Source organism: Burkholderia pseudomultivorans, from assembly GCF_902499075.1.
In the GTDB taxonomy this organism is placed as follows: Bacteria; Pseudomonadota; Gammaproteobacteria; order Burkholderiales; family Burkholderiaceae; genus Burkholderia; species Burkholderia pseudomultivorans.
Genome location: NZ_CABVPP010000005.1, coordinates 21,985 through 46,701 on the forward strand (window position 1 = coordinate 21,985; position 24,717 = coordinate 46,701).

Here is a 24,717-nt window from a genome sequence, read left to right on the forward strand (position 1 = left end):
TTATTGCACGTCCGGCATAGACGGCCAGGATCGTTCGCCCCCCCGCACACTCGAAAACGGAATCTCCCGCTGTTTCACCAGACAAATCTCGCCTCGCAGGCCCGGATTGTCTTGGAATCGCCAGTCTGATAAACGCCCTTCAGACACCGGCATGCCATTTCGACAGGAACGGAGAGGTCGTCGGCATCAACGACGCGTGGCTTGCCTACGCAAATCGCTCCATCGACACGCTATATCGGCTCCAATGGACAGAGCTGCTCCATGCGGAGCACCGATACACCGCGCTATCGACACTGCGCGCCGCGCAATCCGGATCGGAACATGAAACGATGGAGTGCCGACTGGTGGGCTCCCGCGGTGTCGACCAGTGGTTCATCGTCAATCTTCATCGAGTCGGTACTGGATGGCTTTGCACATGCACGAATATCCATAATCTGAAGGCCAGGGAAATCGAGCTGAAGAGTCACACGTCGATACAGTCAGACATGCTTAATGTCAGCATCGATTGCATCAAACTGATTTCGCCGACAGGCAATTTGCTGCACATGAACCGCGCCGGATGCCAGGCATTAGGTATCGATGAAGACTCGGGATTCGGTATGCCGTGGCTACCACTACTGCCCGAAGACGTCCGGCCCGAGGGTAATGTCGCGCTTGAATCTGCGAGGAACGGCGCATTCGGCAGGTTTCCGGGGCGCAGTGAGCGCGCCGGGCGCGATACCCAATATTGGGACAATATGCTGACGCCGATACTGGACACCGATGGAAAAACGACAGCCATTCTGTGCGTTTCGAGGGACGTCACGCGCGAACGCGTCGCGCTTGACTTGCTTCGGCGCAGCGAAGAGCGACTGGCTATCGCGGCCCGTGTCGGAGGACTTGGAATCTGGGACTACGACATCGAATCGGACACACTGCAGTGTGACGAGAACTGGTATCGAATCATGGGCCTCGCTCCCGACCATCCGATTACCTCGATCGACCAGTTTCGCCGCTTCATTCATCCGGACGATGCTGATATGGCCGTTGAAGTCGCCCGGACCGCGGAGGAATTCACGGCATCCGACACGGATCATCGAATCGAGTACCGCGTCGTTCAACCCGATGGCGAGATCCGATGGGTTCAGTCCACGGCCTGTCCTCGGAATGAAAACGGCAGGACCAAGCGAACGATCGGCTTCGTGCTCGACGTGACAAAGATCCGTCTCGCGGAGCGTCGGCGGGAAGCGTGGCTGCACTTCATTTCGCACGATATGCGCTCGCCTCAGTCGTCGATTCTCGCGTTGATCGATCTTCAGCGAGCGGCTGAACCGGGCCCGTCCATCCAGGGCCTGCTCGACCGAATTGCCGCGTACGCGCGCCGAACGCTGGCGTTGGCCGACGACTTCGTTCTGCTGGCGCGCGCCGAAGCGCCGATCTGGTCCCTGGTGGAAACGGATATCGGCAGCGTGGTGCTCGATGCGATCGACGAATTGTGGGCACCGGCTCAAGCACGCGGTATCCGAATCGACGTGGACATTGGCGATGAAGTCTGCGTCGCGTGGGTGGAACCCTTCCTGCTGGTGCGCGCGGTCGTTAATCTCGTGAGCAATGCGATCAAGTTCGGTCCGGCGGATGCCACGGTAACCGTGCGTCTGTACTGCGTTGAGCACGGATATGCCATTTCCGTTTCCGACCGCGGGCCCGGCATTTCCGCAGAAGCCCGGGAACGTCTGTTCGAGCCATTTCAACGCCTGCCGGTCGAACCGCCTCGCTACCCAGCCGGCGCCGGTCTCGGACTGGCCTTCGTGAAAACGATCGCCAAGCGATATGGCGGCAACATCGAACTGCACACTCGCCCGGGCGAGGGCTGCACGTTCGTCTTGACGTTACCGGGCAGTTCGTCGATCAACGTTTCGGCGTGATGCACGGGCAGCGCGGCTTCACCCATCCATCGCACGAGGCCGTGTCCCGGACTGCGGTGGCAAGGTCGATGGCCGCTTGAGTCGGTTCTCTGTCGAATTCCGGTCTCCGTCAACGACGATGAGCCGCCGGCCACTTTTCCGACGGACCGTTGTCGTCCGATGGTCCACGCACGATCCGGTTAGGGCAGGGAAGGTCGCTTTTTTGCCAACCTGCAACAACCCCACCCCATCGCACCCCCAATAATTCCCCTTGACTCTATATCTTTCGATATATATCTTTAGATATGTTTTTCGACATATAGGACAGGATCATGCGACACAACCACTTCCGCGGCCATGCCCGATGTGACGGTCATGGTGCGCATGCCCGCCCCGACTGGATCGTCGGCCTCTGGCACGCAATCGGCCGCCATCGGCGCGGCCACGACCCGTTCGGCGGGGGCCCGTTCGGAGGCCGCGGCGGACGCGGCGGCTTCGGGGATTTCGGCGACGACGGCATGCCGCGCGGCCGACAGTTCAGCTCCGACGACCTGCAGCTGCTGCTGCTCGCGCTGCTTGCCGAGCAGCCGAGCCACGGCTACGAACTGATCAAGGCGCTCGACACGCGTTCGAGCGGCTTCTACAGCCCGAGCCCCGGCATGGTGTATCCGGCGCTCACCTATCTCGAAGAAGTCGGCTTCGTCGCGTCGCAGGCGGAAGGCAATCGCAAGCGCTACGCGCTCACCGACGCCGGCCGCACCCATCTCGACACGCAGCGCGAGCGCGTCGACACGCTGTTCGCGCGCCTCACGCACCTCGCGCGCAAGATGGAATTCATGCGCCGCGCATTCGCCGGCGAACCGGCGGGCGCCGACGCGCAGGATGAAGCACAGGCCGGCTGGCTGCCCGAGTTCGTCGAGGCGCGCGTCGCGCTGAAGCGCGCGTTGCTGCACAAGAGCGCAGCCGCAGCCGACGAGCAGCGGCGCATCGCCGCCATCCTGCGCCGCGCGACCGCCGAGATCGAAGGCGGCACCGGCGCGTGATCCGCGCCGCGTCGCCAAACCATAAGGAGAACGGATTGATTCAGAACCCATCCGAGCGCACCGTGACCCGCGTGCGCCATACGCTCAAATTCCGCCTGCTGCAGGTCCTGCGCGTGCACGCGGTCACCCCGCACCTGCTGCGCATCACGCTCGGCGGCCCCGATCTCGAGGATTTCGAATCGGCGTCGTTCGACGATCACGTGAAAGTGTTTTTCCCGCCGCCCGGCGCCGAATGCCCGGCACTGCCGACGCTCGGCGCGAACGGCCCCGAGTTCCCCGAAGGCGAGCCGAAGCCGGTCGCACGCGACTTCACGCCGCGCCGCTTCGACCGCGCCGCGCGCGAACTGGATCTGGAATTCGTGCTGAACCATCCGGGCCCCGCATCGCAATGGGCGGCCCAGGCGCGTGTCGGTCAATGGCTCGGCATCGGCGGCCCGCGCGGTTCGTTCGTCGTGCCGACCGGTTTCGACTGGCATCTGCTGATCGGCGACGATACGGCGCTGCCGGCCGTCGCGCGGCGCCTCGAGGAACTGCCGGCCGGCTCGCGCGTCGCGGTCGTGATGGAGGTGGCCGATCGCAGCGCGCAGATCGCGTTCGACACGCGCGCCGACGTGCATGAAGTCTGGCGCTTCCGCGACGAAGCCGGCAACGCGGACGACGACGCGCTGCTGGATGCGCTGCGCGATCTGCCGCTGCCGGACGGCGACGGCTATGTATGGGCGGCCGGCGAAGCGCTGTCGATGCGGGCGGTGCGCCAGCACCTGACCGGCGAGCGCGGTGTCGACAAGTCGCGCATCCGCGCATCGGCCTACTGGAAGCGCGGCGCGACGGCCGTGCACGAGACGCTCGACGACTGAAGCGTCGGGGCGTCCGGCATACGGGACAGAAGAGACCGACATACCGCGCACGCCCGCACCGGGCCGCTCCGACAGGCTTGGCATCCACCTCGCGACGGTATATATATGTCAGCGGCGCCGCTGTCGGGAGACAGCCGCCGCAGCCCGTCCAGGAGCGCCCGGTCATGACAAGAGAAAGCCACGCTTCGCCTTTCCTTCGCAACCTGAGGATCGCCGGCTATTGCAGTCTCGCCGCCGTTGTCCTCGCGCTGTTTGTCGCGATGTGCGCGATCCTGAAGGAAAGCGCCCTAGAACGCGATGCCGCACAGCAGCCGGCGGATACGCCCGAACTGCACGGCGGCACCGGCCCGTCCACGGCGGGCGAATCGGCGAAGGCGCCCGGCTGACGGCGCCCGCTCCACCTTCTCCTGCTGGTTACCGCGCGCGCCGACGCGCCATTACGACGGCGTGCACCGTATCGCCGATCCGCTCGAGCAGGTCGGTCACGCGATGCCCATACAGGTGCGCGGCCAGCGCGCCGGCCGTACCGACCAGCACGCCGCCGGCCATGTCGAACGGCCAGTGCACGCCCACATAGATGCGCCCCCAGGCAATCGCCAGCGCCAGCGCGGCCACCACGCATCCGGTCGCCCGCGTCGTGCTCCCGAGCAGCAGGCCGGCTGCGAGACTCCACGCGAACGTCATGTGATCGCTCGGAAACGAGCTGTCCGGCGCATGCGGAATCAGTTGCGTGCCGACGCCGGCCATGAACGGCCGCGGCGAAAACCAGATGTGCCCGATCACCTGCGCGAGCCCGAGCGCCACGCAGACCCCGACGCCGGCTTCGATCGCCTGGCGCCGCGTCGGGCGTTCGCCGAACAGCCAGGTCAGCAGCAGCATCGCCGGCAGCGCATAGACGAGCCAGTCGGCCGCGAAGATCGCGAGGCGGGCGACGCCGGGCTGCGGCGCGGATCCGGCGTTGAGGGCAGAAAACAGGGCGAGATTCAGGTTCGGCATGAATGGCGGTTGCGAGGGGGACGAAAAGACTCGGCCGGTGTTCCCGGCCTGACGTAATGTTGACTCCGGCACGCTTAAGCGGCGCTTAACGCGCCGTCGGCACAGCGGACGAACGCGCTTAGAACCCGCAGTGCAACACAAGTTCACACAGTTGTCACATTCCGGCGCGACGGTCTCCCGTAAAACCTCACCGACTATCCCGTAAAACCTCACCTTCTTTCACATTCAGGCGCCATGGACGCGTGCGATGATCAAGCATCCCGGCACCGCCACGCGCCGTTAGCACCATTCGCCTCAACATTTGCGCAGTCAATCCTTCGAATCTCGCAACAATTAATTCCAATTGCGGCATCGCACAACGGCGTCGCACAGGCATAGGATTACGAGCTTACGAGCACTCATCCACGAAACGATCAACAACAAGGAGTCCGCATGAAACCCAGCGATGTCCGATCGAAAGCGTTTGCGATGCCGTTGACCAGCCCTGCCTTTCCGATGGGTCCTTATCGATTCGTCGATCGTGAATTCCTGATCATCACGTATCGCACCGACCCGGACCGTCTGCGCGAAATCGTCCCGGAACCGCTGCAGGTCACCGAGCCGCTCGTGCATTACGAATTCATTCGCATGGCCGATTCGACCGGCTTCGGCGACTACACCGAAAGCGGCCAGGTGATCCCGGTCGAATACAACGGCCAGCCGGGCGGCTACACGCTCGCGATGTATCTCGATGATCACCCGCCGATCGCCGGCGGCCGCGAGCTGTGGGGCTTCCCGAAGAAGCTCGCGTCGCCCACGCTGCACGTGAACACCGATCACATCCTCGGCACGCTCGACTACGGCAAGGTGCGCGTCGCGACCGGCACGATGGGCTACAAGCACAAGGAGCTCGACATCGACGAGCAGACGAAGCGTCTCGCCGGCCCGAACTTCCTGCTGAAGATCATCCCGCACGTCGACGGCACCGCACGCGTCTGCGAACTGGTGCGCTACTACATGCAGGACATCAAGATGAAGGGCGCGTGGACCGGCCCCGCGTCGCTCGAGCTGGCGCCGCACGCGCTTGCGCCGGTCGCCGACCTGCCGGTGCTCGAGATCGTCGAAGCGCGCCACCTCGTCGCAGATTTGACACTCGGCCTCGGCGAAGTCGTCTACGATTACCTGGCCCAGTAACAGGTCCGCAGTCCTTTCTCCCTGTCAATCCTTACACCACCGGAATTCGAACATGAGCAACCTGAATGGCAAGACCGCAGTCGTCACGGGCGCCGCGAGCGGCATCGGCAAGGAAATCGCGCTGGAACTCGCGAAGGCGGGCGCGGCGGTCGCGATCGCCGACCTGAACCAGGACGGCGCGAACGCCGTCGCCGACGAGATCGTCAAGGCGGGCGGCAAGGCGATCGGCGTGGCGATGGACGTGACCAACGAGGAAGCCGTCAACAGCGGCATCGACAAGGTGGCCGAGACCTTCGGCTCGGTCGACATCCTCGTGTCGAACGCTGGCATCCAGATCGTCAACCCGATCGAGAACTACTCGTTCGCCGACTGGAAGAAGATGCAGGCGATCCACGTCGACGGCGCGTTCCTGACGACGAAGGCCGCACTCAAGCACATGTACAAGGACGATCGCGGCGGCGTCGTGATCTACATGGGCTCGGTGCACTCGCACGAAGCGTCGCCGCTGAAGTCGGCCTACGTGACGGCCAAGCACGGTCTGCTGGGCCTGGCGCGCGTGCTGGCGAAGGAAGGCGCGAAGCACAACGTGCGCTCGCACGTCGTGTGTCCGGGTTTCGTGCGCACGCCGCTGGTCGACAAGCAGATTCCGGAGCAGGCGAAGGAGCTGGGCATCAGCGAAGAGGAAGTGATCAAGAAGGTGATGCTGGGCAACACGGTCGACGGCGTGTTCACGACGGTGCAGGACGTCGCGCAGACGGTGCTGTTCCTGTCGGCGTTCCCGAGCGCCGCGCTGACCGGCCAGTCGTTCGTCGTCAGCCACGGCTGGTTCATGCAGTAACCGCGCCGCCGCCCGGCAGGGAGGCGATTCCCGCGCCTGGCCCCGGCGATGCAGGTTCGCATCGAAGCATGTGCAACGCAGCGAGTGAATGCCGATTTCCTCGCTGCCGACGAGCTCCGTTTGTTCAGGAGTCCATCGTGCGACTTGACGCGATCGCCGCAAACAGGAATCACCCCAACCGTTCCAACGAAGGCATGCCGTCTGTCTACGTGATGCCTTTCTTCCCCGCCACCGATGGCGGGTTTTTACGGAGCAACTGATGAAACCGCACGCCCGTACAGAAAAACAGGCCGTCGATGCGGCGGACCTGCACCACGAGGCTGGCGCGCCGACCGCTGCGCGGTCGCTGCCGTACGAAACGATCGCGCTCGTCCTCCAGGGCGGCGGCGCACTCGGCGCGTATCAGGCCGGCGTGTTCGAAGGACTGCACGAAGCGGGCATTCCGCTCGACTGGATCGCGGGCATCTCGATCGGCGCGCTCAATACCGCGCTGATCGCGGGCAACGCGCCCGAACACCGCGTCGAGCGGTTGCGCGAGTTCTGGGAAACGATCTGCAAGCCGGCGTTCTTTCCGGCGATCCCCGCCGCGTTCGAATTCGCGCTGTTCAACAGCATCGATCAGGTCCGCACCTTCTTCACCGCGTCGCAGGCCGCGAGCGCGATGATGCAGGGTCAACAGGGCTTCTTCGTGCCGCGCTTCCCGCCGCCGCTGCCGGGCGTGTCCGATCATCCGCAGAAGATCAGCTGGTACGACACGTCGCAACTGCGCGCGACGCTGCTGAAGCTGTGCGATTTCGACCGGATCAATTCGGGCGAGACGCGCGTGTCGGTGGGCGCGGTCAACGTCGGCACCGGCAACTTCGTGTACTTCGACAACACGCGCATCCGTCTCGAACCCGAGCACTTCATGGCCTCCGGCGCGCTGCCGCCCGCGTTCCCGCCGGTCGAGATCGAAGGCGAGTACTACTGGGATGGCGGCGTCGTGTCGAACACGCCGCTGATGGAAGTGCTGCGCGCGCGTCCGCGGCGCGACACGCTCGCGTTCCAGGTCGACCTGTGGAGCGCGCGCGGGCCGCTGCCGCGCACGATGGCCGATGTCGCCGAACGCACGAAGGACGTACAGTATTCGAGCCGCACGCGTTTCGTCACCGACACGCTGCAGCGCGAACAGCGCTACCGCAACGTGCTGCGCCATGTGCTCGAACAGGTGCCGGAAGAGCAGCGCAAGACGGATCCTTGGTGCATCGAGGCCGAAGCGATGTCGTCCGGCAAGAAGTACAACATCCAGCACCTGATCTATCAGCAGAAGGCGTACGAGCATCACTACAAGGACTATCAGTTCGGTCTGTCGACGATGCGCGACCACTGGTCCGCCGGTCTCGACGACATCCGCAAGACGCTCGCGGCAAAGGACGGCCTCGCGCTGCCCCAGAACGACGCGGGCTTCGTCACGCACGACATTCACCGCAAGCGGTAAGACCGTGTGCCATACGGACCGGTGCGATACGCGCGCCGGTCCGTTTTTCTTTTCCGATTCGACATGCCGATTTTCATCGCACTGTTCGCGCTCATCGCGGTTGGCTGGGGCGCGGTTCATCTGTTTCACGTCATCGCCGCGCAGTTCGGCCAGCCGGTCGCGATTGCGGCCGCCGTGCTCGCCGCAGCCGTCCTGATCGCGCTGATCGCGTGGTGGATCAAGCGCCGCCGCGACATCGCGCCGAACACGAAGGAAGAAGGCTGGACCCACATCGTGCATCGCGCGTGGGGCGAACTGCGCCTGTCGGCGACACAGGGCCTGCTGTGGCTGTCGCACGACGGCGCGGACGGCCGCTATACGCTGTCGCAGCTCGACGGCTGCGAGGCCGCGACGATCGGCGATCGCTGGCATCTCGTCGTGCGCGTGCGCGACGCCGTGCGCGGCGAATGGCAACTGCCGATGATGGACAAGCGCGACGCGCAGCGCTGGGCGCGCGTGCTGATGCTGGCGAAAGACAATCGTCTTTGAAGGCGATGTCGCGCTCCGTCCGCGTGCGACGGTGATCGATATTCCACACCGTCGCTCACGTTTCGTCGCTGCGACGCCTGCTCCCGAAAAAGCTCACCTTTGACCGTGTTCAGGCCGGATCGCCGTTCGCCGCGGCATCCAGGCCGGCCAGCGCCTCCGCGAGAAAATCCACGCACACGCGCACCTTCGCCGATGCCGCGACGCGTTCCGGATACACCGCCCAGATGTTCGCGGGCTGGACCGCATCCGGCAGCACGCGGCACAGCGCGCCGCGTTCGATCAGCGGCCCCGCCTCCCAGATCGAGCGCAGCACGATCCCGCGTCCGGCCAGCGCCCACTGCACGGCCACTTCGCCGTGGTTCGTCGACAGCGCGCCGCCGACCTTCACCGTCACCGTCTCGCCACGCATAGTCAGCCGCCAGACGCCGAACGGATGGTCGCGCTCCTTGATCGCGAGACAGTCGTGCGACGCGAGATCCGCGAGCGTACGCGGCGTGCCGCGCCGCGCGAGATAGTCGGGCGACGCGCACAGCACGCGATGGTTCGCAGCGAGACGGCGCGCGATCAGGTGATCGGCGATCGCGTCGCCGATTCGCACGTCGAGGTCGTATCCTTCGGCCGCGACGTCGACGAGCCGGTCGAACAGATCGAGCCGCACGTTCAGTTGCGGATAGCGGGCAGTGAAGTCGAGCAGCGCGGGCGCGACGACATGCCGGCCGAAGCCGAAGCTGCTCGAGATGCGCAGCGTGCCGCGCGGCACCGTGCGGGTGGTCGACACGTCTTCGACGAGATGGTCGACGTCGTCGAGAATCTTTTCCGCACGGGCGTACACGCGCTCGCCGGCTTCGGTCACCGTCACGCGGCGCGTCGAGCGATGCAGCAGCCGCGTGCCGAGCTGCGCCTCGAGCATCGCGACGCGCTTGCTGACATACGCGGGCGACACCGCGAGCTGCTCGGCGGCCGCGCTGAAGCTGGCCAGGCGAACGACCAGGCTGAACACGCGCAGGTCGTCGAGATTCGGCGATTTATTCACGATTCGTGGAAAGTCGATTAACCTTTCGCGTGATTTTATCCGGATGGAAATAAATAGAATGGCGTCATGTACCGCTGCGCCGCGTATCGGCAGCGGCCCGACCCGCCAAAGGAGACTTGCATGAGCGACAGGACCTACAGAATTGCCGTGATTCCCGGCGACGGCATCGGCCGTGAAGTGATGCCCGAGGGGTTGCGCGCGCTCGACGCCGTGACCGCGCGCTTCGGCGTGCGCTTCGAATTCGAGCACATCGACTGGGCAAGCTGCGACTACTACGCGCAGCACGGCACGATGATGCCGGACGACTGGAAGGCGCAGCTGTCGGGCATGGACGCGATCCTGTTCGGCGCGGTCGGCTGGCCCGAGACGGTGCCCGATCACATTTCGCTGTGGGGCTCGCTGCTGAAATTCCGCCGCGAGTTCGACCAGTACATCAACCTGCGGCCCGCGCGCCTGTTCGACGGCGTGCCGTCGCCGCTCGCCGGCCGCCGCGCGGGCGACATCGATTTCATGATCGTGCGCGAGAACACCGAAGGCGAATATTCGTCGGTCGGCGGCGCGATGTTCGAAGGCACCGAGCGCGAAGTGGTCATGCAGCAGTCGATCTTCACGCGGCACGGCACCGAGCGCGTGCTGAAGTTCGCGTTCGAGCTCGCACAACGGCGCGCGAAGCGGCTCACCGTCGCGACCAAGAGCAACGGCATCGCGATCAGCATGCCGTGGTGGGACGCGCGCGCGGCCGAAATGGCCGAACGCTATCCGGAGATCGTCTGGGACAAGCAGCACATCGACATCCTGTGCGCGCGCTTCGTGCTGCAGCCGGATCGCTTCGACGTCGTCGTCGCGTCGAACCTGTTCGGCGACATTCTTTCGGATCTCGGGCCGGCCTGTACGGGCACGATCGGCATCGCGCCGTCGGCGAACCTCAACCCCGACCGCACGTTTCCGTCGCTGTTCGAACCGGTGCACGGTTCGGCGCCGGACATCGCCGGCCAATACATCGCAAACCCGATCGCGATGATCTGGTCGGCGGCGATGATGCTCGACTTCATCGGCAACGGCGCGGGACGCGAACGCGAAGCGCACGACGCGATCGTCGCCGCGATCGAGGACGTGTTGCGCAGCGGGCCGCGCACGCGCGATCTCGGCGGTCAGGCGACGACACAGGAAGTGGGCGAAGCGATCGCGGCACGGATTGCGGGTTGAACGATGCGGCCGGCGCGAGGTGGTGTGGCTCGCGCCGGGTTTTGCGTGGCTCGCCTGGGGTGAGCGACGCGCCAGGTCGATACGCACCCGTGCAATGGATCGACGCGTTCGCGAGGATCGCCAACTTGCACGTCGCAGGTTCGAACGGTGAGCAACGGAAGGCGAGCATTCGCGCTGTCTTGAGCGGGCGCGATGATGTTGCGGTTCGGTGTCGGGTTCGACTGGTGAGAAGCCGCTTGCGGTGAAGCACACCGTTGTGCGTGCTTGCGCGATGTCGGCTGGCACGTTTCGGCGAATTCGATCGGTGAGCGGCGGCTCGTGTCGCGGTACACCGACGGGCCTTGACACGACACGCATCGCGCCATGCCGTCATCGGTCGCCGCCTTCATGTGCCCACATGCGCAATCCGCGACGCGCAACGCCGCATCGATTCGTTCGACAAACACGCGCCGATGCGGCCTTCCACACGATCCCGAAAATCCTCACCGTCAGTGCATCATCTCCCGTATTCCCTCACCTTCGCACACGGCTGCGGCATTCCGCGATCGACACACGCCGGCCCGCAGTCGGTGAGACCCGGCGCATCACAGCCCGAGATCGGAGAGCCCCGGATGGTCGTCCGGACGTCGGCCGAGCGGCCAGTGATACAGACGGTCCGCTTCGCGAATCGGCAGATCGTTGATGCTTGCATGACGATGCGCCATCAGTCCGTTCTCGTCGAATTCCCAGTTCTCGTTGCCGTAGGAACGGAACCAGTTGCCCGCATCGTCGTGCCATTCGTAGGCGAAACGCACCGCGATGCGATTGCCGCCGAACGCCCACAGCTCCTTGATCAACCGGTAGTCGAGTTCGCGCGTCCATTTCCGCTGCAGCAAGCCGACGATCTCGTCGCGGCCGGTCACGAACTCCGCGCGATTGCGCCACCGGCTTTGCGGCGTATAGGCCAGCGACACGCGCTGCGGGTCGCGCGTGTTCCATGCGTCCTCGGCGGCGCGGACTTTCTGGCGCGCGGTCTCGAGCGAGAACGGCGGGACGGGCGGGCGAACTTCAGACGAATCGGACATCGGAGGCTCCTGTTCAAGATTCTGGCCGCGAGCAACCGCAGCTGGTTCGAAAGCATTACTTCGGCTCCTTCGACGGCGGCGCAACCGCGTCGAGCAAGAGTTCGGCCGTCGCGCGCGCATCGCGCGCGGCGCCAGCGTCGCCGCTGACGAGCGCAACGCCGATCGCGCCGTCGATCAGCACCAGCCACTGACGCGCGATGCGCGCGAGCCCGCGGCGCTCGATACCCGCCGTGTCCGCGTAGGCGTCGAACCGCTCGCGCACGAACGCCAGCAAGCGCGCCTTGTGCGCACGCGCTACGGCGCGCACCGGATCGTCGGCATCGGGAATCTCGCCGGACGCGTTCAAAAACGCGCAGCCGTGAAAACCGGGCTGCGCGAACCAGTCGCGCAATACGTCGAACATGCCGAGCAACTGCGCGCGCGGCGACTTGCCGCGCGCCAGCGTCGCGTCGACGAACCAGCGCATCCAGCGCTCGTCGCGACGTTCGAGCGCCGCGACGACCAGCGCCTCCTTCGATTCGAAGTGCGAATAAAAGCTCTTTCGCGCCGCGCCGGAGCGCTTCACGATCGCGTCGACACCCGTCGCATGGATGCCGCCCGAATAGATCAGCGCCTCAGCCGCGTCGAGCAGCCGCGCGCGTACGTCCGGCTCGCCGGACAGGTCGTCATGAGTGTTCATGGGTTAACGGTAGAACGATCGTTCTCCGTCGTCAATGGAGTCGCCGCAAAGCCATTCCGGCGGCAGGGGTGAAAGGGTGAGGAAAAGGGAGTGTGATTCGATCACGCGTCGGGTGGCAAGCGTGAACCGCATGTGGTGAGTTGCAGCTCGCCGATTCGATCACGTTGCTGCGGCAAGAGAGTAGCGCGAGGAACGCCCGCATCCATCGCTGGCACGGAAACACCGCCAGGCAGACGGTGCAATCGGGCGGAATAACGTGAGGGGACAGTATTGCCTGATGAATGACGTGGCAGCGACTGACGGAACGCGTGTCAGGCAATGTGGGACGGCGATATTGAAGAGCGCAGTGTCGAAGGTGAAGTAGACGGGCGTTGGCTCGTCACCGCACGCGTTCAACGCATGCGCACCGCGATCGCCTCACGATACGCTGCATGACGCGTGTCCCGCGCATCGACACGCTCGTCGCGCGCCTGACCGACGCACGTCGCTGCGGCAATTCGAGGCCTGCAACCGGCTCCCGAATCTTCTCACCTCAAGAGCGGAAACCGCCCTGACGACGACCAGGAAATCGATTCCCGGATAAAGACGGGCAGGCGACGCACCAGTCGCGCTGCCCGTCGGCCTGCAGCTGGTTCAGGCTGTCCAGTCGAGAATCACCTTGCCGCTTTCACCGGACAGCATCGCGGCGAAGCCCTGCTCGTAATCGTCGACCGCGAAGCGATGCGTGATGATCGGCGACAGGTCGAGGCCGCTTTGCAGCATCGCGACCATCTTGTACCAGGTCTCGAACATCTCGCGGCCGTAGATGCCCTTGATCTCGAGCCCCTTGAAGATCACCTGGTTCCAGTCGATGGCCGTCTGCGCGGGCGGAATGCCCAGCAGCGCGACCTTCCCGCCGTGGTTCATCGCCTCGAGCATGCTCGTGAACGCGCTCGGCACGCCCGACATCTCGAGGCCGACGTCGAAGCCTTCCGTCATATGCAGGTCGGCCATCACGTCGCGCAGCGACTCCCGCGCGACGTTGACCGCGCGCGTCGCGCCCATCTTGCGCGCGAGTTCGAGCCGGTAGTCGTTGATGTCGGTGATGACGACGTTGCGCGCGCCGACGTGCTTCGCGATCGCGACGGCCATGATGCCGATCGGGCCCGCGCCCGTGATCAGCACGTCCTCGCCGACGAGGTTGAACGACAGTGCGGTGTGCGTCGCGTTGCCGAACGGATCGAAGATCGACGCGAGATCGTCGGAAATTTCCGGCGGAATCTTGAACGCGTTGAACGCGGGAATCGCCAGATACTCGGCGAACGCGCCTTCGCGGTTCACGCCGACGCCGACCGTGTTGCGGCACAGATGCCGGCGCCCCGCGCGACAGTTGCGGCAGAAGCCGCAGGTGATGTGGCCTTCGCCGGACACGCGATCGCCGATCGCGAAGCCGCGTACTTCCTGCCCCATCTCGACGATCTCGCCAACGTATTCGTGACCGACGTGCATCGGCACGGGAATCGTCTTCTGCGCCCAGTCGTCCCACTTCCAGATATGGATGTCGGTGCCGCAGATCGCCGTGCGGCGGATCTTGATCAGCACGTCGTTGTGCCCGACTTCGGGACGCTTCACGCGCGTGAGCGACAACCCGGGGCCGCGCTCGAGCTTTGCCAGTGCTTTCATGGTCGCGCCTCCGTCACACGACGCCGAGCGACTTGCCGACGCGCACGAACGCGGCGACCGCCTGATCGATCTGCTCGGGCGTATGCGCGGCGCTCATCTGCGTGCGGATGCGCGCACGGCCGCGCGGCACGACCGGAAACGAGAAGCCGATCACGTAGACGCCTTCGCCTAGCAGCTTGTCGGCCATGTTCGACGCAAGCTGCGCATCGCCGAGCATGACCGGGATGATCGGATGCGCACCCGGCACGAGCGTGAAGCCGGCTTCGGTCATTTGCTGGCGGAAACGCACGCCGTTGTCGCGCACGCGCTCGCGCAGCTTCGCGCCTTCGTCGCTGCCGAGCAGTTCCAGCACCTTCAGCGACGCAGCGGCAATGCTCGGCGTAAGCGTGTTCGAGAACAGATACGGGCGCGAGCGCTGGCGCAGCAGTTCGACGATCTCGCGGCGCGCAGCGACGTAGCCGCCCGACGCGCCGCCGAGCGCCTTGCCGAGCGTGCCCGTGATGATGTCGACGCGGCCTTCGACGCCGCAGTGCTCGGGCGTGCCGCGACCATGCGCGCCGATGAAGCCGACCGCGTGCGAATCGTCGACCATCACGAGCGCGCCGTAGCGATCGGCGAGATCGCAGATGCCTTTCAGATCGGCGATGATGCCGTCCATCGAGAACACGCCGTCGGTGGCGATCAGCTTGTGGCGCACGCCGGCCGCGTCGGCTTCCTTGAGCTTCGCCTCGAGATCGGACAGGTCGTTGTTCCGGTAGCGATAGCGCTTCGCCTTGCACAGGCGGATACCGTCGATGATGCTCGCGTGATTCAGTTCGTCGCTGATCACCGCGTCGTTCTCGTCGAGCAGCGTTTCGAACAGGCCGCCGTTCGCATCGAAGCAGCTCGAATACAGGATGCTGTCCTCGGTGCCGAGAAACGCCGCCAATGCTCTTTCGAGCTGCTTGTGCACGGTCTGCGTGCCGCAGATGAAGCGCACCGACGCCATGCCGAAGCCGTCCTGGTCGAGGCCGGCCTGCGCCGCCGCGATCAACCGCGGATCGTTCGCGAGGCCCAGATAGTTGTTCGCGCAGAAATTCAGCACGCCGGCGCCGCCGGCGAGCCGCACGGCCGCCGCTTGAGGGCTCGCGATCTCGCGCTCGGTCTTGTAAAAACCGTCCGCGCGGATCTGGTCCAGCGTCCCGCGCACCCGGGCGAGAAAGGCATCACGCATCGCAAAGCTCCTGACAGGGTTTCGCACTCCGCCGCATACCGCTCGTGGCGGCGGCGCGGCGGCCTGCTACTGTTATAGTCGGTCGTTCGGTTGACCGCATTTATCCGATATTCCGAACTAGAATTCGAAATACCGAACAACTCTAAGCGAACGGAATCCAAATGGCAAGTTCCTCCGGATCGCGGCGCGCGCCGGCCGGCGCCGCACCGCAACCCCCGGCCGCGACGCCGCCGCGTGTCGGCGAGCAGATCCAGCGGCTGCGCAACGAACGTCGGCTCACGCTCGACGACCTGTCGCGCGCGGCCGGCGTATCGAAGTCGATGCTCTCCGAGATCGAGCGCGACAAGGCCAACCCGACGATTGCCGTCGCATGGCGGCTGACGAACGCGCTCGGCATCACGCTCGACGAACTGTTCTCGCAGCCGAAGGCGGCGGAAACGATCCGCGTGGACGGCCCGCACGACATTCCGACGCTCGCCGGCCACGACGGCCAGTACCAGCTGCGCGTGTGGGGTCCGATCGACCTCGCCGGCAGGTTCGAGTGGTACGAACTGACGCTGCCGGGCGGCGGCGCACTCGTGTCGAACGCGCACGAACCCGGCACGCGCGAACACCTGACCGTCCTGCAGGGCGCGATGGAGATCGAGGCCGCGGCGGCGAGCCGGCGCCTGAAAGCCGGCGACACCGCGCGCTATCCGGCCGACGCGCCGCACGCGATCCGCAACCCCGGCAAGGCCGAAGCGCGGGCACTGCTGATCGTGATCCATCGCTGACGACGCGTACAGTCGTCCCAACGGCCAGTTGCATGAAACACTGTATGTTTGTACAGTATACGGACATTCCGCCATGCATGGCCGGAGCCGGCGCACCGAGGCGTCCGCGCCGGCCGACAGGAGCCTGCGATGACAGAAGAACAAGATTTGGCCGCGCTCAGCTTCAAGGCTGCCGCGCATGACCTCGAGCACATCGTCCGCCATATTGCCGGGCGCTACATCCGCCAGCGCGTGCCGCTGACATGGCGGCTGCTGCACGCGATCGAAGCCGAGGCGCTGGCCGATCTCGGCTTTGCGAGCCGCCATGACGCCGGCATGCGTCAATTGTTCGAACGGCCGTCGGACATGACGTTTCCCGAAACCGACGATCCGATCGACTTCGGCCGGTCGAACGCGCTGCCCGCGGTGTTTTCGTTCGCGGTGCTCGCCTACGAAGCCGCCGCGCACGACACGCCACCGCGCGTGCGCACCCATCGGCCGTCCAAGGCCTGGGGCGACTGACCATCCGCCCGGGCTGGCGGCCCGCCCGACCCCACACTCACCGGGATGTTGCGGAAACAGCTACCATATACGCAACTAACGGAATAAATCACATGTCCCTTCCTTCATCTGCCGCACCATCCACACGCCCGGAAGAAAAGGATCTGTTCGATCGAGGCGCATCCGACTGGATCGTCTCGCCCGAAGCCGCGTTCGACGCATGGCTGGCCATGCAGGACTATCGCCGCTCGTCGGCCGACGTCTATCGCGCGCAATGGGGCGCGTTTCTCACGTGGCTGCGTGCGCACCAGAAAAACCTCGCCACCGTCGATACCGCATCGATCGCCCATTTCGTCGGCGAACTGCCGATCAAGAAAACGCAGCGCATGCGCTATTTGCGGCTGATCGAGCGGGTGCTCGATCACATCCGCCGTACCGAACTGGCATCGACCAACCCGGCCCGTTTCATTGCTCAGGATGGCGAAGCGAACTGGCGCAAGGCGCGCGACAACGAACCGACCGGTTTCCTGACGCCGGCCGAGCGCGCCAAACTGCTCGCCTATCTGTTTTCGCCGATCGGCGTGTCAGGCGCCGCATACTGGAAAGAGCGTCGCGACCGCGCGCTCGTCGCCGCATTTCTCGGTGGCGGGATCAAGACCGGCGAAGCGAAGGTGCTTACGATTAGTTGCATCAATACCAGCGGAACCTCGCTGCAGATCCCGTCGACGCACCCCGACTTCGCGCGCGAAACGCATCTGGCGTCGTTCGCGATCGCCTTGTTCGACGCGTGGCTGTTAGAGCGCAAGCGGCAGGAGATTCCCGGCGATCTGGTGTTTCCGGCGTCGCATACCGGGCGGCCGATGCACAAGGCGACGATGCTCCGCGCGATCGACGCCATTGTCGAGTCGGCCGGGCTCTCGTCGTCGCGCACAGCCCGCACGAGCCCGCAGACGCTGCGCAATACCTATGCGGCCGAACTGTTCGAGAACGACGTGCCGCCCGAGCGGGTCGGCAAATGGCTCGGCTTCATGCAGCCGATCTCGTCGAACCGTCTGCACCGTGCATGGAAGAACTGGCGAGACGACATGATCGAAGGTGACGCAACCGACCACGACGAAACTCACTGATTCCGCGCAGACCGCTCACGCGAGACGATCCGTGAGCGGCCTTGTGTCGTGCGGCCTCACCCTTACACAGCTCCCGAAAACCCTCACCTCAAGCCTCCCGGACCCTCTCACCTGTGCACGCCGGCCGCACGGCGGCGCTCATCGCCGTGCAAAACGGGTGATCGCCTCGAAGCGGGACGGCCACGCACCGGAAGCATGCTCGCACTCGGGGCAGGACACTTCGAACCCGTCTTCGTTATGCGACAGCTCCGGTTCACCGTCGCAATGCGGGCACTGGCCCGGCACCGGAATCTCGTGGTCCAGCGCGGTGCCGATCGCGGAAAAGGCATCGGCATCGAGTAGGCCCGCATCGGCGAGTCGCCGGATCAGCGCGGCGATTTGCGGATTCATGCCGCCGCTCGCGCGCAGCGCGTTCACGTCGCGCGTTGCCCGTTCCAACTCGTCGCTCTGGCTGCGCAACTGTTCTTCGAGCCGGTCGGCGCGCGCCTTGGCCGCACTCAGCTGCTGAAGAAAATCGAATTCCTTGCGCTGCACGTCACGCAGGCCGCTCTGATAGGTCGAAGCCATGCTGCGCAGCGAGTCGAGCTCGACGAGCATCGGCTTGACGCGCCGTTCGGCTTCGGCCACGGCGTCCTTGATCTGCTGCGCATAGTGTTCGGTGCGTTGCTGCAATTCGGCTTGCAGCAGGTCGATGCGGTCGCGCAACGCCGCATTCTGCGTCTGCTCGGCGTCGATCCGGCCGGCGGCGGCCGCCAGTTCCTTTTCCAGCCGCGCGACTGTGGTGAGCAGCGTCGCTTCGTTTGCCGAACCGTGCGTCGTCTGTGACGCAAGCTGGACCTCGAGCTCCGTCACGCGCGCCTGCAGCTGCTCGTTTCGCGCTTCGCTGCGCACGAGGGCCGCTTCGAGCGTTTCCTGGCGAACGCTCGCGTCGCGCAACCGTTGCTCCGCGTCGGCCACATTGGCGCGAACCTGTTCGCGGTCGACGTCGAGGCTGTCCCGCGCGGCTTTCAGCGCTTCCTCATACAGCGCGCCCAGCAGCGCGCCGGCTTTTTCTTCGACCGCCTTCGGGATCGCCGCGCCATCGAGCCTGACTTTCGACGCGGAACGGATGCGCTCCCAGAAATGGTCGATGTCTTTCGGGATGTCGCTGGCACTGCCGGTCTGGGTCAGATCGCGGACATTTGCCGCAGACGGCCGAATGCCGAGATCGAAGAACAGCCGCTTGCATGCGTGCAGCGACAGTTCCTGACGGCGCGCACCAGTGGCGCGCAGCGATTCCAGTTCTTCCCGAATGACTTGGCGCATTTCGTCCAGGGTCATGACAGAGCTCACAGACGTTAAAGTGTTGCAATCATAACGAAATACGTATCTTCCGATACTTGTTTTCGCGATGCGTTGCGAATTTGCGTCGTCCGTCACAGAAAGCGGATCTGTGAGGCTATCGGTTCGATCCCGGCCGGGGATTCCGTGAAACAAAGCGAAGAAAACAACGCAAGTCTTTGTTGCAAAACGGTTTCCTAGCGGACCCCGAAATTTCGCATTTGTTTCACATGAGGCCCGCTGTGTGCGGCTGTGGGTGTTCAGGGGTTGGGGGTCTCTGTGGAAAACTCTTCAGCGGAAGTCTTGAGAGTATTAGAAGTAAACACCTTTGAACCCTTAGTTAAAAACGTTAACGCCACGGCACAGCCTTATGTAGCAAGGCTTTCCGGCCGACAAGGTGAAGTTTTACGGGAGCCAAGGTGATCTTCTGCAGGAGCTGACGTGATGGGGTTCGGGGAGCTGCGTGAGCCGTTGCAGGAAAGGTCGTGAGCGGATTCGGGATCACAGTGAAACGCGCGATTTTCCAAAGGTGAGGTTTTTCGGGGAGTCACAGCCGCGGAACCCGCGCCATGGCAGAGCGCACAGTTTTCTGCCTGTGCAGACACAGGTGAGAATTTGCGGGACCTACTTCGACCCCCGATTCTGCCTGTCTTTTGGGCAATTTTTGTGAAAGGTGAGATTTCACGGGACTCCGCGACGATTTGCTGTGAGGATTTCCGGGAAGCGAACGCCATTTTGCACAGCAAAAAGCACATTCGGGGCCTGTGGAAGCGGAAAGGTGAGGATTTTCGGGAGGGAAATCCGGGTTTTCCTGCCCGGATCTTCTTGAGGTGAGCTTTTTCGGGGCATGGATCACAGGCCGCCAGGCGACGCCACAGGTGAGCGTTTTCGGGAAGCGATTTTGCCCGAAATTTGATCAAAGGTGAGGCTTTTCGGGACCTGTGCACAGCCTAAATCGCTGAAAAGCCCGCCAGGACTGGCGGAAATATCCGAATTGCTGTGCCATTTTTTGCCATAGGTGAGCATTTTCGGGATGCGTCACAGGGTTTTGCGACGGCGGATCGCTGCCGAAAGGTGAGGGTTTTCGGGGGATGATCGTGGCGCACAGCAGCATCCCACACTGTGCGTAAGTATCGGATGCGATTGAGATTTTTGAAACCGGGAAGGTTACGGTGAGGTTTTTCGGGAGCTGTCAGGGTGTCCGCTGGAGCGTCGCTTTTCCCATTAAGGTGAGTGTTTTCAGGAGACCGGAACGGCGGATTCCGCCTGTGCCGGGCGTCTATCGACAGCCATTCACAGCAATCGGCCGTGCTCAAGGTGAGAATTTTCGGGACCGGACACCATTTGTGCACGGTACAATGCGCGCCCGGGCTGCCGGCACAGCCTGGTTCCAGTGCATAAGCGGGCTTGCCGGCGCGTCTTTTCCGATTCGAAAGACTGTGCGACCAGCCCGGTCAGCCCCGCCTGTACATGCATACAGGCCGTTTTGCACAGGCCGGCGACGCGCTGCGAGGTGCGCGGATGACCGGACGGCCGGCTCACGATTCGGCAGTCGCAAAATTACGACAAATCGATAGGTGAGCCGATACGGGAGCACATTCCGCACGTGTCATGCACAGCGGAAATTCTGTGAATCGGCGCATCCCGCGACATGTCTGGACGAGCCTGAAACGCTGCAATTCCGGATCGGTGAGGGTTTTCGGGAGCTGTTGGGGTGAGTGCGGTTTTGCAGGCGCACTTCACCGGCTATGGTGAGCATGTCGTTCTGGACGCACATCACCACAGGCGCTATCCTTCCGGGAAACTTCTCCTCCGACCCGACGCATGGCCACGAAGCGCGCCAAGAAAACCGATGTGGATGTGGTGAGTGCCAGTTCAGCCGAATTGCGTAAGGCCGTCGAGGCAATCGCGATTCAGCCGAAGAGCGGCAAGATCACGCTCCTCACTCGCAAGCTGTTCAATGTCCTGCTGGCCGTGGCGCAGCAGGCCGACGACTCGGGCGATACGTATCGCGCGCTGTTGTCGGATATCGTCGCCAACTCCGCCTTCGATTCGAACGACACCGCCCTGGTGAAGGAACACCTGCGCCGCATGGTGTCGGTGCAGGTCGAATGGAGCACCGGCACGTCGAGCCAGAAGCCCGGCCGCAAGTGGGGGATCTCGACGCTGATCGCCGACGCGGAAATTCTCGAGGATCCGGCCACCCGTCGCGTGTGGGTCGAATTCTCGTTCGCGCCGAAGATCAAGAAGAAACTGCTCGACCCGGTCCAGTACGCGCGCCTGAGCCTGCAATTCCAGAGCCAGCTGCGCAGCAGCGCCGGTCTCGCGCTCTACGAGATCTGCGTGCGCTACCTGACGAACCCGAGCCATCTGACGATGCGCGAGCCGTGGGAATGGTGGCGGCCGATCCTGTCGGGCACGCCCGACACGGAAGCCGGCGACGAGGCGAAACGGGAGTACAAGTACTTCAAGCGCGATTATCTGCGGCCGGCGATCGCGGAGGTCAACGCGGTCACCAACATCTTCGTCGAGCTGATCGAGCATCGCGAAGGACGACGCGTAGCCGAGATCCAGTTCCGCGTGACCGAACGCAAGCAGCCGATGCTGGCGCTCGACGAACACCCGAACGTGTTCGACAGCACGCTGGTCGACCGGATGGTGAAGCTCGGGATTCCGTTGAAGGAAGCGCAGACGCTGTATGCGGACAGCGAGGAGAATCGCATCCGCGCCGCGCTGCAGATGACCGAGCAGCGGATGCGCAGCACGACGCTGCCGCCGGTGCGCAGCGCCGCAGCGCTGTTCAAGGATGCGTTGAAGAAGGGCTATGCGCCGCCGGTCGATACCGTCGACGCGTTGCCGGCCGCCACGCCGTCCGCGAAGGCCGCATCGGCGCAGCCGGACGATCTGAAGGCACGTTTGCTGAGCGAGTTCGCGGCGTTCCGCCGCAAGGAAGCGAAGGTGCTGTACGAAGAGCAGGGCGAAGAGGAGCGCGAAGTGGCGCGCGAGTCGTTCGAATCGGAGGCGCTGCCGACGATGGGCTCGCATCTGCGCGACGACTGGCGCAAGCGCGGCCTCGACTCCAAGCTGGCCGAGACGGCCTTCTTCGACTGGCTGGCCCAGAAGACCTGGGGCGAGCCAACCGACGGCGATCTGCTGTCGTTCACGCTGAATCAATCCCGGGCCGCCTGAGGCCCGTTCAGGCCCGCTGACGGGCCGCCGGCCGGCTGCCCGAGGGTGGCCGGGCCCGGCATCGTCGCCGGGCCGTTCCGGCCCTTTCCATCAGTCCGACAACAGCATCCGCTCGAGCTGCTCGAGGATCGCGTCGCGCTTGTCCTTCGGCAGGCCGCGCAGGCGCAGCTCGATGCGGTCCTCGCCGTACGACTTCAGGTCGCCGACCGACTTGCCGCCGAGCTTGATCTCCAGCCGTTGCGCGTAGCGCTGGCGGCTCGCGGGCTTCGGCGTCTCCTGCGCCGCCACGCGGCCCTTGACGATATCCGACACCTGACGCGTGCTGAGGTCGTCCGACACGATCTTGTTGATCAGCCGCAGCGTGGCTTCGGTGCCGCGCGCGCTGTGATAACGACCGACCTGGTAAGCCATGTTCGAACCGAAGCGATCCGGGCGCGCGACCATCTCCTGCATGATCGCTTCCGGCAGCTTGCCGATCGACAGCGCGACGGCGACCGTCGACTCGTCGAGGCCGAGATGCTCGGCCAGTTCCTTCTGGCTCTGGAAATGCTGGTCGTCGAGGAAACGACGCCAGACGACGGCATTGTCGAACACCGTCTGCGAATCGCGCTGGACGTTGAGGTCGTAACCGAGCTTGTAGCTCTGGATGCCGATCGGCACGTCGATCACGATTGCCTTGACCGACTCCTTGTTCGCTTCCTTCAGCGCGCGTACGCGGCGACCGCCGTCGCTGACGAAATACGTGCCCGGATTGTCGTAGTCCGGAATCACGTGGATTGCCTGCTGTTGCCCTTGCTTCGCGAGGTTGACCGCGAGTTCGGCGATCGACGATTTCAGATAGAAATGCCGCGGGTTGAACGGGCTGTGCTTGATGGCCTTCAGCGGCAGCTCGATCACCTGACCGGGCGCATAACGGTTCTCGAGGCGCCACGCGCGATATTGCGCCGATTCGTCGGTCGACGCGTCGAGCACGACTTCCGGAGCGGGGGGCGGCGGGTTGTCTTTCTTCGAGGATTTGGTCGGCGTCGACGCCGGGGTTTCCGACTTGACGATGCCGTCGATGGCGTTGAGCCGGTCGAGTGCCGTGCGCTTCTCGCTCGTCGTGATATCCGGGCGCGCCTGGAATCCTTTAGCAAATTGGGAGGGTTTCATGCGACTCCTTTATGCGCATAAAGTCAGGGCAGCATCGCGACGATTTCGTCGGCACATGCACGAATTTCCGCTGCGGCGAGCCGCGCGCCGCGGTCGTTCATCTGCAGGACGGTCTGGCCGAGCGCCATCGCCTGCTTGTACGCTTCGCGGGTCGGGATTTGCGTCTTCAGCAGCGGGAAGCCGAGTTCCTCGAGCGCGCGCTTCAGCTCGCGGGTGAGCATGCGCTTCTCTTCGGTCTTGTTCAGCAGGAATACCGCGCGAAGGTCCTCGTTCATGACCTGCGCCTGCTGGATCAGCTTCACGAGCCCGACGCTCGACCAGTAATCGGCCGGCGACGACGAAGTCGGGATCACGGCAATCGACGCGGCCAGCAGGACGACGCCCGATACCTTCTCGGTGATCGACGGCGGGCAGTCCACGACGATGATGTCGTAGTCGTTGATGAACTTCTTGATCTCGCGGTGGATCTGGCTGCCGGCTTCGGCGAGGTTGACGACGGGGAAGGGAATGCCGTTGTCGCTGTCGCCCGACGCGCTCGACCAGTGGACCAGTGTGTTTTGGCCGTCTGCGTCGACGACGAGGACGCGCTTCCCTTTTTCATGGAACGCGGCGCCGAGGTGCATGGCGATCGTGCTTTTGCCGACGCCGCCTTTTTGTTGAGTGACTGCAATGATTTCCGCGGCCAATTTCCACTCCTGTTTTTGGTCGTTGGAATTCTACAGGACGATATTTATATTTCAATGAAATTGTCGTTCACCAACGACGTATTGGCCGTTCGGCCTATCGGTTTATGCGCATAAACGGGGTAGTCGCGATGGAGTCGGTGGCGGCCGTTCAAATGGACGCGTTTCGGGATGAGTCTGCGCGTCGGCCGGATTTAGCTCGGGCGTGCGCGGAACGGATGCTCATCGGCGAGCGGATCGTGGCGATATTGCGACGACGCCCATTTCTTATGTGGCGCGGGGGGCTATCGATGAACTGCGGCGACGAAGTTTGTGCGCATAAACTCCGTCGAGCCGGGGAG

The 24,717-nt window shown here is 64.2% G+C and carries 22 protein-coding genes; 13 read left to right on the top strand and 9 right to left on the bottom strand.

Features of this window, described 5'->3' with window-relative positions:
• The first annotated feature begins 329 nt into the window (after positions 1-329).
• From BST28156_RS05800 to BST28156_RS05815, 4 genes are all read left to right on the top strand, one after another.
• Positions 330-1,904, top strand: coding sequence for a sensor histidine kinase (locus BST28156_RS05800; RefSeq protein WP_174901666.1), 1,575 nt, complete (start codon positions 330-332; stop codon positions 1,902-1,904).
• Between the two features lie 311 nt (positions 1,905-2,215).
• Positions 2,216-2,926 (top strand): PadR family transcriptional regulator, encoded by a 711-nt coding sequence (locus BST28156_RS05805; protein ID WP_174901667.1) that lies wholly within the window; start codon positions 2,216-2,218, stop codon positions 2,924-2,926.
• Positions 2,927-2,964: 38 nt separating this feature from the next.
• Positions 2,965-3,783 (top strand): siderophore-interacting protein, encoded by an 819-nt coding sequence (locus BST28156_RS05810; RefSeq protein ID WP_437341284.1) that lies wholly within the window; start codon positions 2,965-2,967, stop codon positions 3,781-3,783.
• 164 nt (positions 3,784-3,947) lie between these two features.
• Positions 3,948-4,169, top strand: a complete 222-nt coding sequence (locus tag BST28156_RS05815) for a hypothetical protein (RefSeq protein ID WP_174901759.1) — start codon at positions 3,948-3,950, stop codon at positions 4,167-4,169.
• A gap of 28 nt (positions 4,170-4,197) precedes the next feature.
• On the opposite strand, the gene BST28156_RS05820 is transcribed toward BST28156_RS05815, so the two are convergent.
• Positions 4,198-4,779, bottom strand: coding sequence for an undecaprenyl-diphosphatase (locus tag BST28156_RS05820; protein WP_174901669.1), 582 nt, complete (start codon positions 4,777-4,779; stop codon positions 4,198-4,200).
• Positions 4,780-5,211: 432 nt separating this feature from the next.
• On the opposite strand from BST28156_RS05820, the gene BST28156_RS05825 reads away from it, so the two are divergent.
• The 4 genes from BST28156_RS05825 to BST28156_RS05840 all read left to right on the top strand — a co-directional run bounded on the left by BST28156_RS05825 (position 5,212) and on the right by BST28156_RS05840 (position 8,795).
• Entirely contained in the window at positions 5,212-5,952 is a 741-nt protein-coding gene (locus BST28156_RS05825; protein ID WP_009687317.1) for an acetoacetate decarboxylase, read from the top strand.
• Positions 5,953-6,004: 52 nt separating this feature from the next.
• Positions 6,005-6,790 carry a 3-hydroxybutyrate dehydrogenase gene (locus tag BST28156_RS05830; protein ID WP_174901670.1) on the top strand — a complete coding sequence of 262 codons (786 nt, stop codon included), beginning with the start codon at positions 6,005-6,007 and terminating at the stop codon, positions 6,788-6,790.
• A gap of 259 nt (positions 6,791-7,049) precedes the next feature.
• Complete coding sequence (locus BST28156_RS05835; protein ID WP_009695008.1) at positions 7,050-8,267, top strand: DUF3734 domain-containing protein; 1,218 nt, start codon at positions 7,050-7,052, stop codon at positions 8,265-8,267.
• A 63-nt stretch (positions 8,268-8,330) separates the two neighbouring features.
• Entirely contained in the window at positions 8,331-8,795 is a 465-nt protein-coding gene (locus tag BST28156_RS05840) for a hypothetical protein (protein ID WP_174901671.1), read from the top strand.
• Between the two features lie 109 nt (positions 8,796-8,904).
• Here the strand turns inward: BST28156_RS05840 and BST28156_RS05845 are convergent, their stop codons facing one another.
• A complete protein-coding gene (locus BST28156_RS05845; RefSeq protein ID WP_060240295.1) occupies positions 8,905-9,828 on the bottom strand; it encodes a LysR substrate-binding domain-containing protein in 924 nt (307 codons plus the stop codon).
• Between the two features lie 120 nt (positions 9,829-9,948).
• On the opposite strand from BST28156_RS05845, the gene BST28156_RS05850 reads away from it, so the two are divergent.
• Positions 9,949-11,034 carry a tartrate dehydrogenase gene (locus BST28156_RS05850; RefSeq protein WP_174901672.1) on the top strand — a complete coding sequence of 362 codons (1,086 nt, stop codon included), beginning with the start codon at positions 9,949-9,951 and terminating at the stop codon, positions 11,032-11,034.
• A gap of 584 nt (positions 11,035-11,618) precedes the next feature.
• Here BST28156_RS05850 and BST28156_RS05855 read toward each other — a convergent pair.
• The 4 genes from BST28156_RS05855 to BST28156_RS05870 all read right to left on the bottom strand — a co-directional run bounded on the left by BST28156_RS05855 (position 11,619) and on the right by BST28156_RS05870 (position 15,652).
• On the bottom strand, positions 11,619-12,098 hold the full coding sequence (locus tag BST28156_RS05855; protein ID WP_174901673.1) for a nuclear transport factor 2 family protein: 480 nt from the start codon (positions 12,096-12,098) through the stop codon (positions 11,619-11,621).
• A 55-nt stretch (positions 12,099-12,153) separates the two neighbouring features.
• Entirely contained in the window at positions 12,154-12,777 is a 624-nt protein-coding gene (locus tag BST28156_RS05860) for a TetR/AcrR family transcriptional regulator (RefSeq protein ID WP_174901674.1), read from the bottom strand.
• A gap of 633 nt (positions 12,778-13,410) precedes the next feature.
• A complete protein-coding gene (tdh, locus tag BST28156_RS05865; RefSeq protein ID WP_060240304.1) occupies positions 13,411-14,439 on the bottom strand; it encodes an L-threonine 3-dehydrogenase in 1,029 nt (342 codons plus the stop codon).
• A gap of 13 nt (positions 14,440-14,452) precedes the next feature.
• A complete protein-coding gene (locus tag BST28156_RS05870) occupies positions 14,453-15,652 on the bottom strand; it encodes a glycine C-acetyltransferase (RefSeq protein ID WP_174901675.1) in 1,200 nt (399 codons plus the stop codon).
• 161 nt (positions 15,653-15,813) lie between these two features.
• On the opposite strand from BST28156_RS05870, the gene BST28156_RS05875 reads away from it, so the two are divergent.
• The 3 genes from BST28156_RS05875 (at position 15,814) to BST28156_RS05885 (ending at position 18,032) form a co-directional block, all read left to right on the top strand.
• On the top strand, positions 15,814-16,425 hold the full coding sequence (locus BST28156_RS05875) for a helix-turn-helix domain-containing protein (protein WP_040130735.1): 612 nt from the start codon (positions 15,814-15,816) through the stop codon (positions 16,423-16,425).
• Between the two features lie 129 nt (positions 16,426-16,554).
• Positions 16,555-16,926 (top strand): DUF2471 family protein, encoded by a 372-nt coding sequence (locus tag BST28156_RS05880; protein ID WP_009695019.1) that lies wholly within the window; start codon positions 16,555-16,557, stop codon positions 16,924-16,926.
• Between the two features lie 92 nt (positions 16,927-17,018).
• Positions 17,019-18,032: a tyrosine-type recombinase/integrase gene (locus tag BST28156_RS05885; RefSeq protein WP_174901676.1), complete on the top strand. Its 1,014-nt coding sequence runs from the start codon at positions 17,019-17,021 to the stop codon at positions 18,030-18,032.
• A 138-nt stretch (positions 18,033-18,170) separates the two neighbouring features.
• Here BST28156_RS05885 and BST28156_RS05890 read toward each other — a convergent pair whose 3' ends face one another.
• Positions 18,171-19,352, bottom strand: a complete 1,182-nt coding sequence (locus tag BST28156_RS05890) for a DNA-binding protein (RefSeq protein ID WP_174901677.1) — start codon at positions 19,350-19,352, stop codon at positions 18,171-18,173.
• A gap of 1,824 nt (positions 19,353-21,176) precedes the next feature.
• Here BST28156_RS05890 and BST28156_RS05895 point away from each other — a divergent pair.
• A complete protein-coding gene (locus tag BST28156_RS05895; RefSeq protein ID WP_060240314.1) occupies positions 21,177-22,541 on the top strand; it encodes a replication initiation protein in 1,365 nt (454 codons plus the stop codon).
• Between the two features lie 90 nt (positions 22,542-22,631).
• On the opposite strand, the gene BST28156_RS05900 is transcribed toward BST28156_RS05895, so the two are convergent.
• Positions 22,632-23,693: a ParB/RepB/Spo0J family partition protein gene (locus tag BST28156_RS05900; RefSeq protein ID WP_174901678.1), complete on the bottom strand. Its 1,062-nt coding sequence runs from the start codon at positions 23,691-23,693 to the stop codon at positions 22,632-22,634.
• Positions 23,694-23,716: 23 nt separating this feature from the next.
• Entirely contained in the window at positions 23,717-24,379 is a 663-nt protein-coding gene (gene parA, locus BST28156_RS05905; RefSeq protein ID WP_009695024.1) for a ParA family partition ATPase, read from the bottom strand.
• Positions 24,380-24,717 lie beyond the last annotated feature (338 nt).

Excerpts from the sequence above, each read along its gene's own strand:
- BST28156_RS05805 (WP_174901667.1), top strand. The coding sequence starts at position 2,216 with ATGCGACACAACCACTTCCGCGGCCATGCCCGATGTGACGGTCATGGT.
- BST28156_RS05870 (WP_174901675.1), bottom strand. The coding sequence starts at position 15,652 with ATGCGTGATGCCTTTCTCGCCCGGGTGCGCGGGACGCTGGACCAGATC.
- BST28156_RS05840 (WP_174901671.1), top strand. The coding sequence starts at position 8,331 with ATGCCGATTTTCATCGCACTGTTCGCGCTCATCGCGGTTGGCTGGGGC.
- tdh (WP_060240304.1), bottom strand. The coding sequence starts at position 14,439 with ATGAAAGCACTGGCAAAGCTCGAGCGCGGCCCCGGGTTGTCGCTCACG.
- BST28156_RS05880 (WP_009695019.1), top strand. The coding sequence starts at position 16,555 with ATGACAGAAGAACAAGATTTGGCCGCGCTCAGCTTCAAGGCTGCCGCG.
- BST28156_RS05895 (WP_060240314.1), top strand. The coding sequence starts at position 21,177 with ATGGCCACGAAGCGCGCCAAGAAAACCGATGTGGATGTGGTGAGTGCC.
- BST28156_RS05900 (WP_174901678.1), bottom strand. The coding sequence starts at position 23,693 with ATGAAACCCTCCCAATTTGCTAAAGGATTCCAGGCGCGCCCGGATATC.
- BST28156_RS05850 (WP_174901672.1), top strand. The coding sequence starts at position 9,949 with ATGAGCGACAGGACCTACAGAATTGCCGTGATTCCCGGCGACGGCATC.
- BST28156_RS05825 (WP_009687317.1), top strand. The coding sequence starts at position 5,212 with ATGAAACCCAGCGATGTCCGATCGAAAGCGTTTGCGATGCCGTTGACC.
- BST28156_RS05855 (WP_174901673.1), bottom strand. The coding sequence starts at position 12,098 with ATGTCCGATTCGTCTGAAGTTCGCCCGCCCGTCCCGCCGTTCTCGCTC.
- BST28156_RS05830 (WP_174901670.1), top strand. The coding sequence starts at position 6,005 with ATGAGCAACCTGAATGGCAAGACCGCAGTCGTCACGGGCGCCGCGAGC.
- BST28156_RS05835 (WP_009695008.1), top strand. The coding sequence starts at position 7,050 with ATGAAACCGCACGCCCGTACAGAAAAACAGGCCGTCGATGCGGCGGAC.
- BST28156_RS05820 (WP_174901669.1), bottom strand. The coding sequence starts at position 4,779 with ATGCCGAACCTGAATCTCGCCCTGTTTTCTGCCCTCAACGCCGGATCC.
- BST28156_RS05890 (WP_174901677.1), bottom strand. The coding sequence starts at position 19,352 with ATGACCCTGGACGAAATGCGCCAAGTCATTCGGGAAGAACTGGAATCG.
- BST28156_RS05860 (WP_174901674.1), bottom strand. The coding sequence starts at position 12,777 with ATGAACACTCATGACGACCTGTCCGGCGAGCCGGACGTACGCGCGCGG.
- BST28156_RS05800 (WP_174901666.1), top strand. The coding sequence starts at position 330 with ATGGAGTGCCGACTGGTGGGCTCCCGCGGTGTCGACCAGTGGTTCATC.
- BST28156_RS05875 (WP_040130735.1), top strand. The coding sequence starts at position 15,814 with ATGGCAAGTTCCTCCGGATCGCGGCGCGCGCCGGCCGGCGCCGCACCG.
- BST28156_RS05815 (WP_174901759.1), top strand. The coding sequence starts at position 3,948 with ATGACAAGAGAAAGCCACGCTTCGCCTTTCCTTCGCAACCTGAGGATC.
- BST28156_RS05885 (WP_174901676.1), top strand. The coding sequence starts at position 17,019 with ATGTCCCTTCCTTCATCTGCCGCACCATCCACACGCCCGGAAGAAAAG.